Genomic DNA, 19,480 nt, shown 5'->3' with positions numbered 1-19,480 from the left:
GCATGAAGATGTCCGCGTTATTGACAGTCGAGCATGTCTCAGTCCGTTATGAGACTCGACGTCGTTATACTTTAGCCGCTTTCCAATGTTCAGCCGGCACCTTTCATCCGAACCGGACGATGCTTGGACAATCCCATCGTCATCAACTGCACTTGAATCTTTACTCAAATGAATCGGAAGACTACCTGACAGGTGATTTGCCTGCTGTCGGACCCGATACGCTCTTGGACGATGAGATACTTGTGTTGCAAGCGGGGTGGATCATTGATTCGTCCGACACGGTCAACCAATCGAATCCTGGCCGTTCTCTTTACACCAACACGTTGATTGAGGCAGCATCGTGGTGAAGGCACCTGTTACCGCCCGCCAGTATGGCGTGCTGGCCTATCCCTTGATTTTGTCGAGTATCTTGACACCGTTACTCGGAGTCACGGATACAATCGTAATCGGTCAGACGGGGGATGCCGCAGCAATCGGCGGGATTGCTCTTGGCGCCGTCTTTTTTAATACGATTTACTGGCTCTTCGGATTCTTGAAAGTCAGCACGACCGGTTTTAGTGCACAAGCAAGTGTCCAACAGGATGAGACCGCCTTACAGTTCGCTTTATACCGCCCGGTCCTACTGGGTCTGATGATTGGTTTGATTTTGCTTTTGTGCCGCTCTCCTTTGACCTCTGCCGGATTATACTTGTTGGCGACACCCGCATCGTTGTTGCCTGACGTCAATACATACATCGACTACCGGATATACGGGGCGCCGTTTGTCTTGATTGGTTATGCGGTACTTGGTTGGCTGATTGGGCAGGGACAGGTGAAGCGGGCGCTGATGATTCAAATCGTCAGTAATCTCATCAACATCGCGCTTGACGTCGTCTTCGTAATCGGTCTCGATTACGGTGTTGCCGGTGTCGCCGCCGCGTCACTGGTTGCCGAAATCGGAACCGTGCTCTTGGCCTTAACGTTTATTGTCCGGCAACTGGTCTTTAAACCAGCGTACTGGCAATTGTTGTTCCACCTTCAGGACTATCGGAAATTTTTTATGGTCAACGCCGATTTGTTCATCCGAACGATTTTTCTTTTACTTGTTACCGGCTGGTTCACCCGGACCGGAGCGTCATTTGGACCGGACATGCTGGCGGTCAATGCAATCTTATTACAGATGCAATATGTCATCGCATACTGGTTCGGCGGGCTCGGCAGTGCCACGACGATTCTGGTCGGACGGGCGCGGGGGCATGACGATAACGCGGGTTATCAGCAAAGTGTCCGCCTGACCCGCCAGTTCGGACTGGCATCGATTGTCTTGATCATGATCCTGTTGTTTTTATGCCAACAACCGTTTCTCCGCCTGTTTTCGGCTGACTCGGAACTTTTGTTCATCGCGAGTGTCTACTATAACTGGATTCTGATTTTCCCGTTGACCGGCGGATTTGCGATGCTGTACGAAGGCGTGTTCGCCGGACGCACTGAAGGTAAACCGGTCCGAAATTCGATGATTCAAGGGTTTATCACATTTGCCGTGCTGTTGCTGTCTGTGAACTGGATCGGCAACCACGGGGTCTGGCTCGCGTTCATCGGCTTTGGACTGGTGCGATCCGGTTCGCTTCATTTGGCAGAACGTCGTACGCAAAAAAAGCACCCTCCCGCACACGCCTGAGCGGCACACGGTAGGGTGTCACATGAATACTTTGTTTGCTGAAGATGATGTACGCATCGAATCATTCTAAAAGAAAACGAATCCCCCTGTTAACGATCAACAGTGAAAATCCGTTCGCGGACAGTCGTTGTTTTCAATTGTTTCCGGGCATCGATCGAATCACGGATATGTATGATATAACGTCGTCCTTTGCGATAACCGGAGCGTGGCGGTTTAATCCGCAACTCTTTCCCATCGATGACAACGAGTTCATTTTGCATCCGTTCCCCCGTCGAATCAGTGACGGTGACGGTGCGGTTTGAGACTTGATCGGCGCGGAGTCCATGTGAAAATTCAATATCGAACGTATGGTATGACGAGATTGAACGTGTCCGTGATTTGAAATGCGGGTCGTCTGTCCGTGCTTCAAGCGAACAGTAACAACCGGTGAAGACTAGACAAACAGTCAGAATAATGGAAAATAACGGTTTCAAAACAAGGCTCCTTTCGTCATTTCCTTCATTTTAATACAAATTATGGCAGTGCACAATCCGTCTTAAGTCGGAACACTACATTTTTTTCTTCAAGGAAGGCAGGGGCAGGTGGTATACTCGAAGACGAAAGAAAGGCAGTGAGGATATGACAGAAAGTATGCGAGAAATTATCGTCTCGATTCGAACAAGTTATGACTTTAAAGCAGACCAGGGCCGGGCCGTCCGCGTCGTCGAGTTTCACGGGCGCCGGACGACGACGATCGATACGATTAAACAATCGACACCGAAGCGGATGATCCTGCTCGAGATGGTTCGTGCCGTCAATTCATTTAAAGAACCCTTCCACATTATTTTTAACGTCGAATGCAACTTCGGCTTTAAATACTTGAATGATGAACGCAAGTGGGAGAACCGGGATCTCGGAGATACGTTTAACGAAGCAATCAAACAAGGTGGCCACACCTTTGAATTACGGGACAGCTCTTTTTACGAAGGCGGAAAAGACCTGCAAAAGTGGTTGCTCAACATCTTAAAAAAAGCAGACTGAGTCTGTCGGAAGAGGAATGCTATCGCGGCTGATAGGATTCCTTTTTTCTTTAGGACTCCCACGACTTGCTAATATGTGGTAAATTTGTTGGAAGAAACATTTTTTTAAGAGGAGGAACACCCTTGAATCGCGTATTGCGTCAATTGAGCCCTGTCGTCGTCAGCTCCTCGATTCTCTATTTAATCGCCTCGAGCCTCGTCTTGGGCGGCTATTTCCGGACCGTCGTTACCCATCCGTTCAGCTGGTTGTTTTACACGGGGATCTTGTTGTCGGCCTGTTCAATCGTACCACTCAGTCAGGTGCGGCACGTGTATACGAGCATCCTGCAAATCGTGTTAGTGTGTCTGCTACTTGCGATGACCTTACTGATGACGGTGATGTATGGACTGGAAATCATCTTGAACTGACTTAAAACTTACATGAAGAGGTGTCTACATATGAACAAAGAAGATCACCAACTTGCCCGAAAGCTTTTAACGACTTACTTAACCGGAACCCAGCTCTCGACAATCCACTTGGCGAGTTTCGTCAGCCTCGACTTCATCAACTTATATGACACGATGAATCCGGAAATCTCGTTACGGATTGAAACGGACCGCCTCTATTACGGGGACGTCGAATCTTCAAAAGATTGGGTCGTCCGTCATATGACGAAAGAAGAGATGTTACACCTCGTCGTCACGTTACATACTGAACGGATTACAGCTGTCCGGATCGGGAAAACGATTCCGCACCTATTCCTTACGTTCAGTTCCGGGAAGACACTTGTTGTCAATGGCTCGGACACATATTACGAATCCTGGACCGTCGATTTACGGGTCAATGCCGAGACGACCGCCTCAATCGTCGCCGTACCCGGGGACGAGCTTGCCGTTTTCGCCAGTGATAACGCTCTATTCCAAGACCGGATCGTAGAATGATATGAATCCAGAAATCCTTGCACTTACGACTGAACTCGTGGCTGAACGATACCCTGAATCATTAGCCGCCTTGATTGCCGGCAGTCATGTCCGCGGTCGGGCGACAGCAACGTCTGACATCGACCTGATTGTCATCCTGCCGAACGGATCACGCACTTACCGGGAATCATTTTTCTATGCCGGACATCCCGTCGAAGCGTTCATTTATACGGAAGCGACGATTGCCGACTTTTTCGAAGCGGATCGGGCGCGTCGACGCCCCTCCCTGCAACGGATGGTCGCGGAAGCGGTGCCAATCCGGGTGCACGCACTCATCGACCGGTTAAAAGCGGAAGCGGCACGTCAACTGCTTGCCGGACCAACACCTTGGTCGGTCAACGAACTAAACCAACATCGCTATTTTTTGACGGATATGCTCGATGATTTCATCGGGGTAGAGGACCGGACGGAAGGACTCGCCATCGCGGCGCGTCTTTACGATCAAGCCGCCACTTTTTACTTAACAGCATCCGGACGCTGGATTGGTCAAGGGAAATGGTTGCCGCGTGAACTCGCCGCCCTCAGTCAAGCAGATGCTGACCGTTTCACGGACGCTTTAGAACGTTACTTCCGTTTTGATGAGAAACAAGCCGTCATTTCGTTAATCGAGATGTGGCTGACGCAACATGGCGGACGACACTTTGATGGATTCTCCATCGGGAAATAAGACCTGCTCTTGTTACGGCGAGCGGGTCTTTGTTATGCTAATGAAATAGATAAGACCGTCAGTCGGTTAAACGGACCATCGCTTACATAAGGGGAGAACAATTCATGAAGAAACAACTTGCCTGGCTCATCAGCAGTTTCCTCATCGGGGTCGGTTGTTTCTTATTTTTACAACGCGATCACCACTCCGCTGCGTTCCATGAACCGATGACTGAGTTAACACCGCATGCCGTCGTCGAAAGTTTACACAAAAAGGCAGCATTCAAACTTGTCCCGAAAGAAGTTTACTGGACCGAAGCATTGAGTGACACACAAGCGGTCGCTTATGCGGAGACGAAGACAACCCGCTATTTGATTGTGATACGGCGGCAAGAAGCTGCCTACGTCGTCACCCATGTCACACGCCGCACCGTACACGGCGGACAAGAGTGGGCGGAAGCGGAGGTCATCGATACGGACACCGGCCGTTTCCTGATTGTTGTCGGGGAAAATGACCGTCGCCTGATCGATCACCTGACGATCGCGCCTTATAAGGTTTCACTGACGAACGGAGCGGAACAGACCCATGCCATCGAAGCGATGACCCGAACTTTAGACGTCGCAACGAAGGAACGGTTCCATACGATTCAAAAGCTCCCGCAAGCTTTTCCGAAATCACTGTTCTTTGACCTCCATGCGGTCGACGCCTCGGGTACAGAACGCTTCCGCTCCCTGTCGAACAGCATCGACTGAAGCATCGGGAGTGGGCACTCGCTTTCTCGTTCGGTATACTAGAAGCAGTGAACAAGGGAGGTATCGGTATGTGGATCGTAATGAATCAACTACGTGTCGTCAAAGGGAAGTCCGATCAGGTGGCTGCACGCTTTAAGACGACAAAAGGGATTGAGCAGATGGAAGGATTTATCCGGATGCAAGTGCTCGTCGACATCAGTCAGGACGAACACGATGTCGTGACGATCATGACGACCTGGGGGAAACAAGCAGACTTTCACGCCTGGCAAGCGAGCCAAGCGTATAAAGGCGTCCATAAAAAACGCGACGCGGGGACTTCTGAAGTCAAACCACTTGTCCTCTCAAATGCCGTGACGGAATATGCCGTCGTCGCCGATCATCCACATCTCTAAAAAAAGCCTGACACCCGTTCTTCGGATGTCAGGCTTTTTACATGTTCTTTTGCAGAAACGGGTAAAAGAGTTAAAACGGACAACAGAGGTGAAGCGGAATGACGCGACGGAAACTGATCGTATCCGGTATGACCGTAGTATTCGGCATGGTATTGATCCTTGGTTTTTTGCTGTCAGGTGGATTCGTCTATCTCTATTTCTTTGCCATCCTGATTGGCTGCGCCTCGTTTTTACGGGAACCGCTGTCCCGTGCAGAATGGTTGCAAGAAGGCATCGTCTTCATCCTCGTATGCGGTCTCATCTATGTGACGCAGCATTTTTTGTTCTGATCAGTCAATCTGATAGGAGTCGAGCAGTAAGTCCCGTGCTTTTGGCGTCAATTTAAAGCTGATTTTCCGCGTCCGGTCTTCCAGGTAGATATCCGTCTTTTTGACACGTCGGTCGAGATAGATCCGAAACTGTTGTGCTTGATCTCCGTTAAAGAGCGTCAAATACGACCGCTCTGCGAGTTTTCCCTTTTTCTCTGCGACCTGACTCTGCTTAATCAAGCCGGTCAACGTCTTCATTTCCTCGACGGATGTCATCAGGAATTCCTGCTCGCTTAATTCGTCATAGGTTGTTTTTTGTGTATAGTCGACCTTTGGAAACGGACGATCATGAAAAACGGCATGGTGGGGGGACTCCGAACTGTCGTCGTCATCCGGTAGCAGCTTGATGCCTTGCGGTAGTTCGGACTCCTGTCTGACGGTCAACGTATAACGCGACCGTTCTCCTGACGGCGTTGTGACATGCAGCGATCCATACTTGCCCTGATTGTTCGGGGCTGCCGGGTAAAATTTCGCTTTGACGGCGTCCGTTGCCGCGAAAACCGGCTCTTCCGCCAAAATATTCATTCCGTCCGAAAGCAGATGCAGACGAATCTGGTATCGGTCGTCCATGTACGCCTTATCGATGAACACGAAGTGTGGCGTCCCGTGGGCGAACGGCGTCAATTCCATCACATTCGTGACGCTCGTTTCGCCCGTCTGATCATTTTTCGCCCGGATGACGAGGTAGCCTGTCGTCGGCAACACCAACTGCCTTTGCGACTTACGTACCTTGTCGACCAGATGGCTGTACAGTTGGCGATTTTTTGAATCGACGGCTTTGATTTCAATTTTTTTCACCGGTTTCGTCAAGTCCGATGTTGAAAACGAAGTTTGTTTTTTCGTTAACGAATGGAACGTCGGTCGATGTCGCATGTCATCACAATAGAGATACGGTTGACCGTCCGACTCGATGTACGTCGCCCGCATGCCTTCGACGAACAGTCCGATGTTCACGAGCGAGACGTAATAATGGTCACCCACCGTATACTGTGTTGGTGGCTTGACCTTTTTTTGATGGCAGACTTCTTGAATCACGCTACCCAGTTTCGGATCGGCACTTTTGAAGTCGCTGACGTTTAACGTATCGTACAGGTCCGGTACATAGCTGAACCGAACCGGGTCCGGATCTTCAGCACAGCCACTCAAGAATACGAGGCAGAGTGCCAACACGAACCGTATGCGCATGTCTCATTCCCCCTCTATTTTTTCAGTTAACTGCGTCGCGAGTTCACCTGACAATTTCGTACTTTTTTTCGATGTCGTGTCTTGCAGGTAGACATCCGTTTTTTTGGCGCGCTTTTTTAAATACACGGTGAACGTCTGTGTCTTCCCGTTGTCGACGAGTGTTAAATACTGCAGCGTCGGCTTTTGGCCTTGCGGTTGCTCAAGGGTGACCTGTTTCAGTTCGTTCGCGAGGCCAAGTGATACTTCATCCGGCACGATTCCGATTTTCCGGATGTTGCCTTCTTGCAGGGACTCGATCGTCGGATGCAGGAACCCTTCGATTCCGGCATGCCGTTCTTCATCGTCCATTTCAAATAATTTCACCTTTTGATAGACCGGCTGATACCGTAACGACAACGTTTTTTCTTCCATATCATCCAGGTCATTTTTTGCGCGTAACGTGACATACGGAATCGTTTGGTTCGCAGGCAGTTCTTTCGGCAAGGGATGGTACGTCATGTCGACTTTCTCCTGATCATAGGTCGTCATCACAATCCGGTCCTGCAAGTACCAACCGGGACTTTCAAAAGTAATCGAATGATAGGTCGCATTTGCTCCGTTCCCACTCGGACGCGTCGTCAAATAAAAGTCTGTCGTCTGGTTGAGGAACGACGTCGGGACATCGACGAGAACGTGCTCTTTGTTGTTTTCTGTCAGGATGACAAGTACCTGTCCCGCAATCGGCATATGTAAGTTATGGAAGGGCGCGAGACGACGGCTGAAATCACCTTCTGTTTTTGCTTCGCGATTTTGATCCGCATGGCGTGTCTGTTGTTTTTCCGTTACCGGGAAAAATGTCGGCGTCTGCAAAGGCTTTTTGTCCGTTCCTTGGTCTACCTTCACCCACGGATGGTCTTTCGCTTCAATCGGATGAATTTGTAGTTGATGCGTATCCTGCGACCGGCAGGCGAGGTACAAGTTGTCTTTTTCAGCGAGATAAAAGACCTCGGTTTGAGCTGCATACATTTCGAGCGTTTTTAAGGAAAAGTACATCTCATATGTATTGAGGATCCGGTAGGATGATGGCAGTGCCGTCGTTTTTTTGTTCATACACGTTTTTAACATCTGTTTTTTCTGTTCTGCCGGTACATCGTCTACGAATTGATGATCGACAAAACTTTCGGCTGACCAGTACGCCGGTACGGAATCAAGCTTCAATAAACGCTCTTGACCGCACCCGGACAAGACGAGACTGCAGGCAAGTCCTAATGCCAGTGACCATGATTTAATGACAATCCCTCCCAAATCTTTTTATGATTATTTTAACATAAATAATTTCCATAATTTATCTATTTTTAATCTTTTAACCTTAAGATGTTAATCGTCTACCCGAATGGGGTATCACTAAATTATGCACGGATCTACTACTACATGGGGGTTATTCAAATGGGTACATTCATTCAAGCAGTTGACGGAACACAGATTTATGTCGAAGATGTCGGTTCAGGACAACCTGTCGTCATGTTACACGGATGGCCAGCGAATAACAACATGTTCGAATATCAAAAGAATGCATTGCTCGACGCCGGCTACCGCTACATCGGGGTTGATTACCGCGGCTACGGCAAATCGGATGCTCCAGCCAGCGGATATGATTATGCAACGATGGCATCTGACATCAATCAAGTCATCACGCAGCTCGAACTGAAAGACGCAGCGTTACTCGGCTTTTCAATGGGTGGCGGGATTGCGTTACGGTATCTGCTTAACCACGGATCGAGCAAAATCTCGAAATTGATTCTTGCGGGTGCTGCCGCACCGGTCTTCACGCAACGGGAAGGGTACCCGTACGGCATGACAAAAGACGAAGTCGATGACTTGATTGCCGATACAAGAAAAGACCGTCCGGCGATGCTTGAAGGATTCGGAAAAATCTTCTTTGAACAAGAACATTCAGAACCGATGACACAATGGTTCCACAACTTAAGTGTCGCAGCCTCTTCTCACGGCACGATTTTATCGGCGATCGCCTTGCGCGACGAAGACTTACGGGATGAATTGCCGCAGATTGACGTCGAGACGTTAATCATTCACGGTAAAAAAGACAAAGTCTGTCCGTTTGAATTTGCGGAAGAAATGCAAAAAGCAATCCCGAACTCACGCATCGAACCATTTGAAGAGAGTGGGCACGGTACGGTACTCGATGAACGCGAAAAATTCAACGACACGTTACTGGCTTTCTTAAAATAATCAAAGACACGAAAACAGCCATCGCATACTTGCGATGGCTGTTTCAAACTGTAGACAACGTGCTATCGGGAAATCAAGCGTCTTTTTTGTTGCTTTCCTCGGGCGAGGCAGGCAAGCCGGGCATGCAGACCGTTTAGAGCGTAATCCGTCTCGAATCGCTTAGAACCGCGAAAAGCAATCGGTCGCGACCCTGCAGCTTTGCTGTAGCGGCGGCGGAAGATTGCCGCTTTGAAGACGAGGCGAGACAGGGAAGCGCGAACGAATTGCATCTCATCTCGATATCGCCTGTTTATGCTTCACAAGAGTTTTTGTGTCTAGATTGAGCAATGAATGCCTCTCTGTTTTAAGAGGTGCCGCATGCAGACATCTTAGTGCACGTTCCGTCTTGAACCGAACTCCCAGTTCATTCGAAATTCGGGTTCTTACGTCGTATAACTCTTGATGAACCGGCGATCAATCCATTGTTTTAAACGCCAGCTCAGATGGTTCGTCTGATAGTGTCGTCCGTAAAGCAATGTTGCTTGCTGATGGCCCATCGAAAGAATCGTCAAGTAACGCCCTTGCGGCCGGAACGTCCGCAACCGTTCCTGATTGACGAAACGAAGGAGATTCTCAAGCAAGACCGGGGCTTGCCGGACGGCGGTTACCCCGTTCTTCGGTGTGTTCGGATATGCGGCGAGTGTCGCGCAGTCGCCGACGGCAAACAAGGATGGGTCCTCTAGCGACTGGAACGTCTCGTGGACGAGCAAAAACCCACGCTCGTCACAATAGAGGCCGGATGCCTTGAACAGATCCAGTGCGGATGCGCCACCTAAAAACAGGACGGCATCCGCTTTGAATGATTGACCCGACTGGAGCCGGACGGTTTGTTCATCAAGAGAGACGAACCGGTCGACGATGCGTGTCACACCCAGCGTATCCAACCGGTCAAGGATGCTCGCTTCTGCCGGGTGTCCTGCGAGGAGCGGTTCATCATGGACGAGTGTGACCGGACAATCGTCTGATTGGAATGACGCCGCCATCTCGATCGCAGCAGCACCGCTCCCGACGATGACGGGCGACGATGCCTCTTTAAACTGACGGAGCGCTTGATCGATTTGATAATTCGGTTTGATCGTGACGCGTGCCGTCGCCTCCGAGAGATTCCAATCATTTGAACCGATGTTACACGATACGACGTCGTAAGAAATGATTTCGCCTGACTGACAGAAAACTTGTTTCGTTTGCGGATCGATCCGCGTGACACGGTCCTCCATCAATGTCTTTCCGTGACGCGCACAGAGTGCTTTGACATCGACCCGCGTCTCCTCGAGTTGATACGTGCCGTCCGCAAGACCGGAAAACATTCCTGAATAATACTGATAACGGGACGGGTTGATGACGATCCATTCAACATCCGGATGTGTGCCTTCTTTGATACATTCTAAATGGGCATGACCTGCCCCGACTAAAACAATCCGCTTCACGATTTCACCTACTTCTTTAAATTAACTGCTTCCGAAACTATCATTCCCTGAATCCGTCTGCGTTAATCCAATGAACGTCATACGACAATCCGAAGCAGGGTCGCCCCAAAGCAAACAAGACCAAAAAACAGACGGTCCTGTTGCGTCACGACAGGGCGGACATAATACGTCCGCTCCGCCCGAAACCCACGCGCTTCCATCGCAATCGCGATTTGTTCCGAACGGATGATGCTGTTCGTAAAGAGCGGTAAACTGATGGCGAAAAACGTCTGCCAGGGCCAAATCGACTGCTGTTGCCGGACCTGCCGTGCTTGGCGGATCGTCCGGATTTCCTGCTGGAAAATCGGAATAAAACGAATCCCTGCTAAAAACCCGTATGCGAGCCGGTCCGGAAGGCGGCACTGGTGAATCAGACTCATGACGAACCGGGTTTGGTCGGTCGTCGCGATGAACGTCAAGCTGAGGAAGACGAAGGCGAGCATCCGTGTCGCGATCAACCAGGCGTGACTGATACTTTCTTCCGTCACGCGAAACCAACCGAATGACCAAAGTTCCGTACTGCCTTTTCCGAAGGCTGCCATCATCCAAAACGTCAGCAGAAACAAGATGAGGTAGGGGGCGACCCGCTTGCCGAGCGTCAACAGAGACCAACCCGAGCAGCCTAATCCGATTGCAGCGAGTGCAAGTAAGGCAATCGTTTCGCGTAACGTCGGTGCCGCAATCAACAGCACCATCACGTAAACGAGGGCACCCAGTTTAATCGCCGGATTAATACGCGCGAGCGGGGAGACGTTTTCCTGCACGACGTTTCACCTCCTCGAGTTGCTGATACAAATAAGTTAATGGACGCGCAAGTTGATTGTGTTCGAGCAACGTCTCGTCTTGCAATAAGGCAGTCGGTGTCCCGTCAAACTGGAGCCGCCCGTCACCAAGAACGAGGACACGGTCGGCATGCCGGTGGACAAGTTCCATGTCGTGCGTCACCATCAGCAACGTCGTTCCGTTTGCCCGAGCCTGTTCGAACATTTCGATCAGATGAGCCGTCGTCTCGGCATCTTGACCGAACGTCGGTTCATCGAGCAACAGGACGTCTTTTGGTTCCAACAACATCGTCGCGACGCTGAGCCGTCGTTTTTGACCCATACTCAATGAAAGCGGCGACTGACTGGCGACGTGCGTTAAACGGTAGTGCCGTAAAGCGACTTCCATTCGTTCCGGCGTCGGTACATCCATGCTGATTACCAGTTCGTCTTCGACGGTCTGTTTGAGGAACTGAAACTCCGGCTGTTGAAAGACGAATCCGACGCATCGGTAGTAGTGACGATTTTTCCATTTCCGCAGTTCTTTTTCGAACAAGCGGACCGTACCACCTTGCGCGGGAATCAATTTTGCCAGTGTTTCGAGCAAGGTACTTTTCCCGGCACCATTCGGTCCGACGATCATGATCCACTCGCCACGCTGTGTTGTCAGCGACAGATCATCAACAATCGTTCGCTTACGGCGTCCGAGTGCGGCGCGTGTCAGCGCAAGCGTTGTGTCGTGCCGGACCGGCGGACGGTCGTGCCTCGCTTTTCGTAAACGTGCCGCCTGGGTCGAAGCAGGGGGTAACGTTTCCAGTTGATACGGGTAGAGGAGCGGTGTCGCAATACCGTGTCGTTCGAGTTCAGCGCGATGCTGACCGAAAATTTCATGCGGCGGACCGTCACGTAAAATCGTTCCCCCGTGATCAAAGACGAGCACCCGGTCACTAAACATGACACAGCGGTCGAGCTGATGCTCAATTAAGACGAGGGTCAACGCCCGTTCGTGATGCAGTTCCTCAATCAGTTGCATCAAGATCCGTTGTCCTGCCGGGTCGAGTTGTGCCGTCGGTTCGTCGAGTAATAAGATATCCGGCTCAAGCGCGAGGACACAGGCGAGGGCGAGTCGCTGTTTCATCCCCCCGGAGAGTTCCGTAATCGGTGTCGTCAGCGGCACATCCAGTCCGACACGTCCCAGTAAGTTGTAAATTTCATCATCCATCTGACTGCGGTCGATTAAACGATTCTCAAGACTGAACGCAACCTCCGCCCCGACCGTCTGCATGCAGAACTGGTCGTCCGGATTTTGAAAAAGAATTCCGACCGTGCCGTCCGTTTCGCAGCGACCACGGATGTCCGCTTCGATTGCATCGGGGAGTAACCCGGCAAGGACGTGTAAAAAGGTCGTTTTCCCACTTCCGCTCGGTCCGACGAGCAATGTCGTTTCTCCTTCGTGCAGCGTCACTGTCAAATCAGTAAGTGTGTCTGCGGTCTGACCCGGATAACGAACAGACAAGGCGTCACAGCGGATCATGCAGCATCCCGTTTCTGACGTTTGCGGCCAATCGCATAACCGTTCAATGTCCCCGTCTTAACGAGCGCGTCGACGATGATTTTCGCAAGTAATCCCCCGAGCAATGCACCGCTGACGAGTTGCAGGGAAAATGTCAACAGAAGGGTCGTCGTCGTATAGTAGGCGAAACCGTTGACGACGAGACTATAAACCATGCTGCCGATTGCTGCGAACATGCCGGACAGAATCAACGTCAGCGTGTTGAACTTCCGGTACCCGAAGAGAGCGAAGGCGATTTCCGCCCCAATCCCTTGGGCAAAGCCAATCAACAGTGCCGATAAGCCGAAGTGGCTCCCTGTAAACAATTCGACGGCAGCGGCGACGACTTCTGCAATCAGTGCTGCTCCCGGTTTTTGAATGATGTAGGCGACGAGCGGACTCGCGATGACCCAAATCCCGAACATCCAGTTTGATCCCACCGGTCCAAAGATCGCCGAAATCGGTAACCACAATGTCGACCAGCCTAAGTAAAGGACACCACACGCGACAGCAAGCATCATCATGACGATGATTTCTTTCATTTTCCAACTGTTCATATTCCAATCTCCCTTTGACACACCACTAGACAAACAAAAAGACCGCCCTCTATGAAAGAGAGCGGTCGCTGAATCTGCAGACATGCAGAAAAATTGAACGAGTTACCGCTCCACTTTCCTACGCTAGTATGAACTAGATCAGGTTCAAAGGGTCCGAAGTGAATCGTCTCAGCCGATGGGCTCCCCTAGTGGATGTGTATATAATGTGTACGCCTTTACTGTACCGACTCTTCTTACAGTTGTCAATACAGATAAAAAACCCTCCGCGAGGGGAGGGTGAGAAAAATTATTCTTTTTCTTCTTTGTTTTCATCTGTTTGTTCTTCTGAAGTCGCTTCAGAATCATCAGCAGATTCAGTAGCTTCCGCCGCTTCAGCGTCCGCTTCTTCAAGATCTGCTTCAAGTGTCGATTCAACGACGGCAACAACTTGAATGTCACCTTCCGTGACGACACGGTAATCTTTTTCTTCCGGAAGATCTGCGACTGAAATTGAATCTCCAAGTCCAAGTTCCGTTACATCAACTTCGATGCGTTCCGGTAATTTATCTGGTGTAGCTGCAACTGTCACTTTAAAGAGTGTTTGTGAAAGATATCCACCGAGTTTTGCACCAGCCGCTTCGCCGACGAGAACGATATCCGTTTCGACTTCTGTTTCTTCATCCATTTTAACAGCGATGAATTCAACGTGTTTGACTGTTGGTGTAAAGATATCCATATCGAGTTTGTTAATCAATGTGTTAACTTTTTTACCGCCAATTTGAAGCGCGACTAATACGTTTTCACCGTGTTCGCGGATGACTTTGATTAATGCTTTTTCGTCAAAGGCGATTGGTGTACTTTCCACTTTGTAACCATACACGACACCAAGAGCTTTTCCTTCATGACGTAATTGCTTTCTAAGTGAGCGTGGGCGTACTTCGCGTTCTTCTACTTTTAATGTTACTGACATGTTCATTTCCCCCTTGAATTTGGTATAGCCCTCAAAAGGTAATGAAGAAAGGAGTGGAACAAATCGTTCCGGCCAAAACAGTGCATCGAATGCTATTTCAAATTGATTTCATATCGAAATGAAGATCGAAGTGGTTAGCATTTCTCTCCCAGGTCATTACGCTGATATTGAGAAACATGTGGTTGGTTAAGCAACTCGCTGATGCGGTGCTATGATAGTTATACCCCCATCACATTAAAAGCTAAACATTCCTCGGCAACAAAAGGGTTGTTAAAAGTCCATTTCCCTTAGAGCAGCAACGGTTTCCAGCATGTTAAAAAATCGGTGCGTTTTTGCTTATTCAAGCAGTTGCACCATCTCATCGACTGACAGTGCGAGCGAATCTGGTTGTTTGAGTATGTCCGTCACGAGTGTCGCTTTCCGCTCTTGCAGCTCGATGATTTTTTCTTCAATCGTACCTTTCGTGATTAATTTGATGACTTCGACCGTCTGTTTTTGTCCCATCCGGTGCGCCCGGTCGGCTGCTTGCTGTTCGACGGCCGGGTTCCACCAACTATCATATAAGATGACGGTATCCGCCGTCGCTAGGTTCAGTCCAGTTCCACCTGCCTTCAGTGAAATCAAGAATAAATCAACTTCGCCGGCATTAAAACGGTCGCAGCGTTCGAGACGCTCGGCAATCGGCGTATCCCCGCGCAGTTCGAAATGGGAGAGGTGCATCTCGTGCAGGTCGTCCCGAATCAAATCGAGCATTTTCGTAAACTGTGAAAAAATTAAAATCCGTTTGCCCGCTGCCCGTTTCTCTTCGATCAAGGCGAGCAACCGGTCCCGTTTCGCCGACCGTCCGCAATAGTCCTCGACGAACAGACGGGGATCGCAACAAATTTGACGGAGGCGGGTCAACCCGGCAAGCAATTTCATCCGTTCTTCCGGTTTTGTTTGATCGAGATGTCGTAACGTCTCGAGCTGTAACTTTGCCAAGTGGGCGGCATACAGTTTTTTCTGCCCTGCCGTCAGTTCCGTATAGTGGTGAACGACTTGTTTCGCCGGTAACTGTTGCAAGACGTCCTGTTTCGTCCGGCGCAGTAAAAACGGTTCGACGAATTGTTGGACGTCCCGCGCTGACCAGTCGAGAAACCGTTGCCGGTCCGGTAAGAGTGACGGGAAGACGACGTCGAAAATCGACCAGAGGTCAAGCGTCCTGTTTTCGAGTGGTGTCCCGGTCAAGGCGAACCGACGTGTCGCCCAAAGCTGTTTTAAGCTGACCGTCGTCTGCGACCTTGGATTCTTCAGCTGTTGCGCTTCATCAAAAAAGATACAATCGTAATGGATTGCCTGATGATTTTTGATGTCGAGCCGGAGCGACGGATAGGAAATGACAAGAATGACGTCGTCCGGCAAATCTCCGAGCTGGCGTAAGCGCGACGCACGACTTCCACTGAGCACATGGACGATGCGTGTCGGAGCAAAGCGTCGGAATTCTGCCGCCCAGTTGTAGAGGAGTGACGCCGGGGCGACGATTAGAATACGGGCGCTCGGGAGTGTTTCGATATAGGCAATCGCCTGAATGGTTTTTCCGAGTCCCATCTCGTCTGCTAAAATCCCATGGCAGTCGTGTGCCGCAAGACTTTTCAAGAAACGGACGCCGTCTTGCTGATACGGCAAGAGTTGTGTCGCTAGCGGTTCCGGTAACGCCAATTGTTCTGTTTTTCCGGCTTTCATTTCGAGCAAACGTTCCTTCAATTGACTATGGACCGTCAAGAAGGCAGCCGGGGTCAACAGGGACAAGTTCGGCAAAGCGGGAACAGTCAGTTCCGCTTCAAGTAACTGCCGTTCCGTCGCTTCCGCTTCAAGCAACAACCGTTTGATTTGTTTGAAGGCACGGTCTTCGAGCGACAACAGTTGCCCCGAGCGTAAACGATGGTACGTCTTTTGTGTCACGAGTGACGCGAGGACTGCCGACAGTTCTCGCTCCGAAATTCCGTCCATCGAAAACTTGAACGTCAACCAATCGAGCCGCTTCTTTATGTTGACTTCGATTTTCGGGTGGAACGGTCCGGGGAGTAACGCCGTTTTAATACTCGCCGTCGCGTACAACTCGAGTTGACCGAGGGCGACCATCGGGTCAAGTAAACCTTTTAAGACAATATAATGACGACTTTCTCCTTCTACTACATAACGTGTCTGATCCGCGCGGAATCCCGTTTCTTCTAAGTAACGCATTACGGCCCGTTCTGTCGACAAGTCACGCCCGACCCAATCTGTCGGACTGAGCGGGTTGATGGTTTTACCGTCGTAATCAAACGTGACGACGACCTCTAAACGGGTATTGATCCGGTCGAGAGCCAGTTTGACACGGGGCGATCCACTGACGAGTTGTTCCCGGACGGCTGCACTCATCCAGATGTCCGCTCGTTCCCGTAATCCGTCGCGGTCGTTCAGCAGACGGTCGAAGTAGGGCAGGGACAGAAGATAACTGCGTTGCGACGTCAGACTTTCGAGTGCGATTCCACCGTCGCGGACATCAAAGCGGAGTTTCGCCTTATTTTCGTGTGTCAATGTCGCGAGATACGTTGCGGCTGCCGCATCTTCATGTACCGGTCGTGCTGAAAAAGGGCTGATACTAGGGCGGTTCGGCCCGGTCGTCCCATAGGCTTGGATTTGCTGTAAGGCTAACAGCACCGCGACGATATGCCCGCAAAATGAGGCATCCATCGCAAGTGACGGACAGTTACATCCAGCATCAACTCCCGTTTCCCGGAGATGGACATGGACGTGAAAACGAGATTCACCGGCGACTTCCGCTTCGACGAAGAGGTCACCCGGCGTATAGTTGCGTAAGGTTACTTTTTTTGCCGTCACGTACCGTTTTCCGCGACGAAAGGCATACGTATCTGACATTTGCTTGATTTTTCGTTCGCTTAATCCAAAATTCATCTGAGGTCTCCTTTACCACGAGGTGACATAATACTATTATCGTTCACCATCAAATAGTTCAATCGCCCGTTTTTTCTCTTGATCACCAATATGAGCATAGACTTGAGTCGTCGCGACGGATTCATGCCCGAGCAACTGTTGAATCGTCAACACATCGACACCCCCTGTCGCGAGCCGTGTCGCAAACGTATGCCGCAACTTGTGCGGGGTGATGTGTTTCCGTTCCAAAAAAGGTAAGACCGGACGCAAGCGATCGGTATGCCGTTTCAATATATGTTGGACTGCCCGTGGACTAAGCGGTTTGCCTTGCTTCTCGAATACCGCTTCCGTTCCCCGCATCGACAATTGATAATGTGCGGCATACTTCCGCAGGGCGATGCGTGCCGGTTGCGCAAGCGGGATGACCCGCTCCTTGTTACCTTTCCCAATTACCCGAATCGTTCCTTCGTGAAAATCGAGGTCGTTCCACGTCAATTGTGTCATCTCACTGAGACGCATCCCACTATAGCCGAGTAGCTGAAATAACGTCACGTCACGGACGCGGTCACGTTCATAATGCGCCGCCTCCCGCGGGTTCATCTCAATGTTTGACGGCAACAGTTGAATCAGTTCATCCCATTCCCGTTTCGTTAAGTAGACGGGATCGCGCTTCGCCTGTTTCGGACGGTTGATTTTTGCGACCGGGTTTTCCGACAAGACGCCGATGTCGATCAAATGGCGAAATAATGATTGTAACGCCGATAATTTCCGATTGATGACACTCGGCGCATTGCCCTTCGTCAACGCTAAGTATTCGGCGTAAGCTGCAATTCCCGCACCATCAATTTCAAGGAACGCCTCCTGTGTGATATCAATCGCCCGGACGTCTTGACCTGACGCAGCGGCGACGAAACTAAAAAACGAATCAAAATCATACACATAACGGCGCATCGTTGCTTTCGAGAAATTTTTCGAAGCTAAGTGGTCGATGTAATCGCGGATGAACCCCGGCATCCTTAGATAGCCTGGTAGATCAACGGTATGGGCCGGAATTTGGACGGTTTTAACGGTTTTTCCTAGATTTTTAAATAAACTCATCAGTCTATTCCCCCTCTGACCTTACTATACCAAACGTTGGTAGACGGTACACTAGTTTGCGTGAAATAGTTATTTCACGCAACGTTAAATTGTCAGACAGGGAGCGCTCAGTTGCATCGACTTTCCGACTCACGGGCGACTGGTCAACTCGATGCAAATCAACAAAAAACGCCATTTCCAATGAATAATAACAATAATTATATTATGTCACCTTAATGAGATGCATCTCGCAAAAATATTCTCAAAAACCAATTTCGCTCTCAGTTGCATCGAACTTGCTTTCGTCGGGTAGTTGGTCATCTCATTTTCTTACAGAGCGTTTTTCATTTTTTCTCAAAACTGTCGCCAACTTTTAGAAAAACGGCTTAACCGAAAGTGATTCGGGTATATACAAGAAGATTGATTTAATTACGCATAGGGGGAGAATTAAATGATTTCTGATCAACAAGCACGCCAACTCTTAAAAGAAGCAAAACGGATTGCCGTCGTCGGTGTTTCGAGTGATTCAGGTAAAACCGCGAACTGGATCGCCGATTACCTTGTGCAACACGGGTACGAGGTCGTCCCCGTCAATCCGACGCTTGACGAATGGAACGGATTAAAAGTTTATCCGACGGTCGACAGCATCCCGGGCCATATCGATATCGTCGATGTGTTCCGCCGGTCTGAGTTTTTAGCGGACACTGCAAAAGAAGCAGTTGCCCATGGCGACGTCGGAATGATTTGGAACCAACTCGGTCTCTCGAGCGTCGAAGCAGAAAGTTTAGCACTCGGGGCAGGTATCCCGTATATCGAAAACCGTTGCATCAAAATCGAACACCAATACTTATGATTTCGGATCAAATCATGACACTTACTCAAGCGCGAGTGAGTGTCTTTTTTACGTTCCCCCTTGTCAGATAGCAAGAAGATGCCTACAATTAGATACAGACTA

General features: G+C 50.0%; 21 protein-coding genes and 1 riboswitch. Of the genes, 11 read left to right on the top strand and 10 right to left on the bottom strand.

All coding sequences use genetic code 11. The features are described 5' to 3' along the window. Nucleotides 1–8 precede the first annotated feature (8 nt). A complete protein-coding gene (locus KNQ04_RS12675; RefSeq protein WP_214851148.1) occupies nt 9–347 on the top strand; it encodes a hypothetical protein in 339 nt (112 codons plus the stop codon). Continuing rightward, nucleotides 341–1,657: an MATE family efflux transporter gene (locus tag KNQ04_RS12670; protein ID WP_214851146.1), complete on the top strand. Its 1,317-nt coding sequence runs from the start codon at nt 341–343 to the stop codon at nt 1,655–1,657. Before KNQ04_RS12675 ends, KNQ04_RS12670 begins: the two co-directional genes overlap by 7 nt. Before the next feature lie 89 nt (nt 1,658–1,746). Here KNQ04_RS12670 and KNQ04_RS12665 read toward each other — a convergent pair whose 3' ends face one another. After that, nucleotides 1,747–2,130 (bottom strand): hypothetical protein, encoded by a 384-nt coding sequence (locus KNQ04_RS12665; RefSeq protein ID WP_214851145.1) that lies wholly within the window; start codon nt 2,128–2,130, stop codon nt 1,747–1,749. Nucleotides 2,131–2,287: 157 nt separating this feature from the next. Between KNQ04_RS12665 and KNQ04_RS12660 the strand changes: the two genes are divergently transcribed. From KNQ04_RS12660 to KNQ04_RS12630, 7 genes are all read left to right on the top strand, one after another. Continuing rightward, complete coding sequence (locus KNQ04_RS12660; protein WP_235195149.1) at nt 2,288–2,677, top strand: hypothetical protein; 390 nt, start codon at nt 2,288–2,290, stop codon at nt 2,675–2,677. Between the two features lie 122 nt (nt 2,678–2,799). Continuing rightward, nucleotides 2,800–3,084 (top strand): hypothetical protein, encoded by a 285-nt coding sequence (locus KNQ04_RS12655; protein ID WP_214851144.1) that lies wholly within the window; start codon nt 2,800–2,802, stop codon nt 3,082–3,084. Nucleotides 3,085–3,114: 30 nt separating this feature from the next. Then, the gene (locus tag KNQ04_RS12650; protein ID WP_214851143.1) at nt 3,115–3,597 is read left to right on the top strand and encodes a hypothetical protein; all 483 of its coding nucleotides are present in this window, start codon (nt 3,115–3,117) and stop codon (nt 3,595–3,597) included. A gap of 1 nt (nt 3,598) precedes the next feature. After that, nucleotides 3,599–4,303, top strand: a complete 705-nt coding sequence (locus tag KNQ04_RS12645) for a nucleotidyltransferase domain-containing protein (RefSeq protein ID WP_214851142.1) — start codon at nt 3,599–3,601, stop codon at nt 4,301–4,303. 104 nt (nt 4,304–4,407) lie between these two features. Beyond that, nucleotides 4,408–5,034, top strand: a complete 627-nt coding sequence (locus tag KNQ04_RS12640) for a hypothetical protein (RefSeq protein ID WP_214851141.1) — start codon at nt 4,408–4,410, stop codon at nt 5,032–5,034. 68 nt (nt 5,035–5,102) lie between these two features. Next, on the top strand, nt 5,103–5,426 hold the full coding sequence (locus KNQ04_RS12635; RefSeq protein ID WP_088837154.1) for an antibiotic biosynthesis monooxygenase: 324 nt from the start codon (nt 5,103–5,105) through the stop codon (nt 5,424–5,426). Between the two features lie 98 nt (nt 5,427–5,524). Next, nucleotides 5,525–5,755: a hypothetical protein gene (locus KNQ04_RS12630; RefSeq protein ID WP_214851138.1), complete on the top strand. Its 231-nt coding sequence runs from the start codon at nt 5,525–5,527 to the stop codon at nt 5,753–5,755. On the opposite strand, the gene KNQ04_RS12625 is transcribed toward KNQ04_RS12630, so the two are convergent. Next, nucleotides 5,756–6,979 carry a hypothetical protein gene (locus tag KNQ04_RS12625; protein ID WP_214851137.1) on the bottom strand — a complete coding sequence of 408 codons (1,224 nt, stop codon included), beginning with the start codon at nt 6,977–6,979 and terminating at the stop codon, nt 5,756–5,758. Nucleotides 6,980–6,982: 3 nt separating this feature from the next. After that, complete coding sequence (locus tag KNQ04_RS12620) at nt 6,983–8,263, bottom strand: hypothetical protein (protein ID WP_214851136.1); 1,281 nt, start codon at nt 8,261–8,263, stop codon at nt 6,983–6,985. A 141-nt stretch (nt 8,264–8,404) separates the two neighbouring features. Here KNQ04_RS12620 and KNQ04_RS12615 point away from each other — a divergent pair, with 141 nt between their 5' ends. Next, entirely contained in the window at nt 8,405–9,208 is an 804-nt protein-coding gene (locus KNQ04_RS12615; protein ID WP_214851135.1) for an alpha/beta fold hydrolase, read from the top strand. Nucleotides 9,209–9,630: 422 nt separating this feature from the next. On the opposite strand, the gene KNQ04_RS12610 is transcribed toward KNQ04_RS12615, so the two are convergent. The 7 genes from KNQ04_RS12610 to KNQ04_RS12580 all read right to left on the bottom strand — a co-directional run bounded on the left by KNQ04_RS12610 (nt 9,631) and on the right by KNQ04_RS12580 (nt 18,546). Then, on the bottom strand, nt 9,631–10,674 hold the full coding sequence (locus tag KNQ04_RS12610; RefSeq protein ID WP_214851134.1) for an NAD(P)/FAD-dependent oxidoreductase: 1,044 nt from the start codon (nt 10,672–10,674) through the stop codon (nt 9,631–9,633). Nucleotides 10,675–10,751: 77 nt separating this feature from the next. Further along, nucleotides 10,752–11,477, bottom strand: coding sequence for an energy-coupling factor transporter transmembrane component T family protein (locus tag KNQ04_RS12605; protein ID WP_214851133.1), 726 nt, complete (start codon nt 11,475–11,477; stop codon nt 10,752–10,754). Beyond that, nucleotides 11,443–13,008, bottom strand: a complete 1,566-nt coding sequence (locus KNQ04_RS12600; RefSeq protein ID WP_251137039.1) for an ABC transporter ATP-binding protein — start codon at nt 13,006–13,008, stop codon at nt 11,443–11,445. The genes KNQ04_RS12605 and KNQ04_RS12600 overlap by 35 nt, the downstream gene beginning before the upstream one ends. Further along, entirely contained in the window at nt 13,005–13,583 is a 579-nt protein-coding gene (locus tag KNQ04_RS12595) for an ECF transporter S component (protein WP_214851132.1), read from the bottom strand. The genes KNQ04_RS12600 and KNQ04_RS12595 overlap by 4 nt, the downstream gene beginning before the upstream one ends. A gap of 98 nt (nt 13,584–13,681) precedes the next feature. After that, a riboswitch (TPP riboswitch) is annotated at nt 13,682–13,780 on the bottom strand. 89 nt (nt 13,781–13,869) lie between these two features. Beyond that, a complete protein-coding gene (locus KNQ04_RS12590) occupies nt 13,870–14,532 on the bottom strand; it encodes a 50S ribosomal protein L25/general stress protein Ctc (RefSeq protein WP_214851131.1) in 663 nt (220 codons plus the stop codon). A gap of 336 nt (nt 14,533–14,868) precedes the next feature. Next, nucleotides 14,869–17,469 carry a DEAD/DEAH box helicase gene (locus KNQ04_RS12585; RefSeq protein WP_214851129.1) on the bottom strand — a complete coding sequence of 867 codons (2,601 nt, stop codon included), beginning with the start codon at nt 17,467–17,469 and terminating at the stop codon, nt 14,869–14,871. Nucleotides 17,470–17,505: 36 nt separating this feature from the next. Continuing rightward, nucleotides 17,506–18,546 (bottom strand): tyrosine-type recombinase/integrase, encoded by a 1,041-nt coding sequence (locus KNQ04_RS12580; protein ID WP_251137038.1) that lies wholly within the window; start codon nt 18,544–18,546, stop codon nt 17,506–17,508. A 430-nt stretch (nt 18,547–18,976) separates the two neighbouring features. Between KNQ04_RS12580 and KNQ04_RS12575 the strand changes: the two genes are divergently transcribed. Next, entirely contained in the window at nt 18,977–19,378 is a 402-nt protein-coding gene (locus KNQ04_RS12575; RefSeq protein WP_214851127.1) for a CoA-binding protein, read from the top strand. Nucleotides 19,379–19,480 lie beyond the last annotated feature (102 nt).

The organism is Exiguobacterium sp. s193 (genome assembly GCF_018618755.1).
Classification (GTDB): domain Bacteria; phylum Bacillota; class Bacilli; order Exiguobacteriales; family Exiguobacteriaceae; genus Exiguobacterium_A.
Note: the sequence above shows the minus strand (reverse complement) of the source record. Positions and strands in the feature narration are given on the sequence as shown.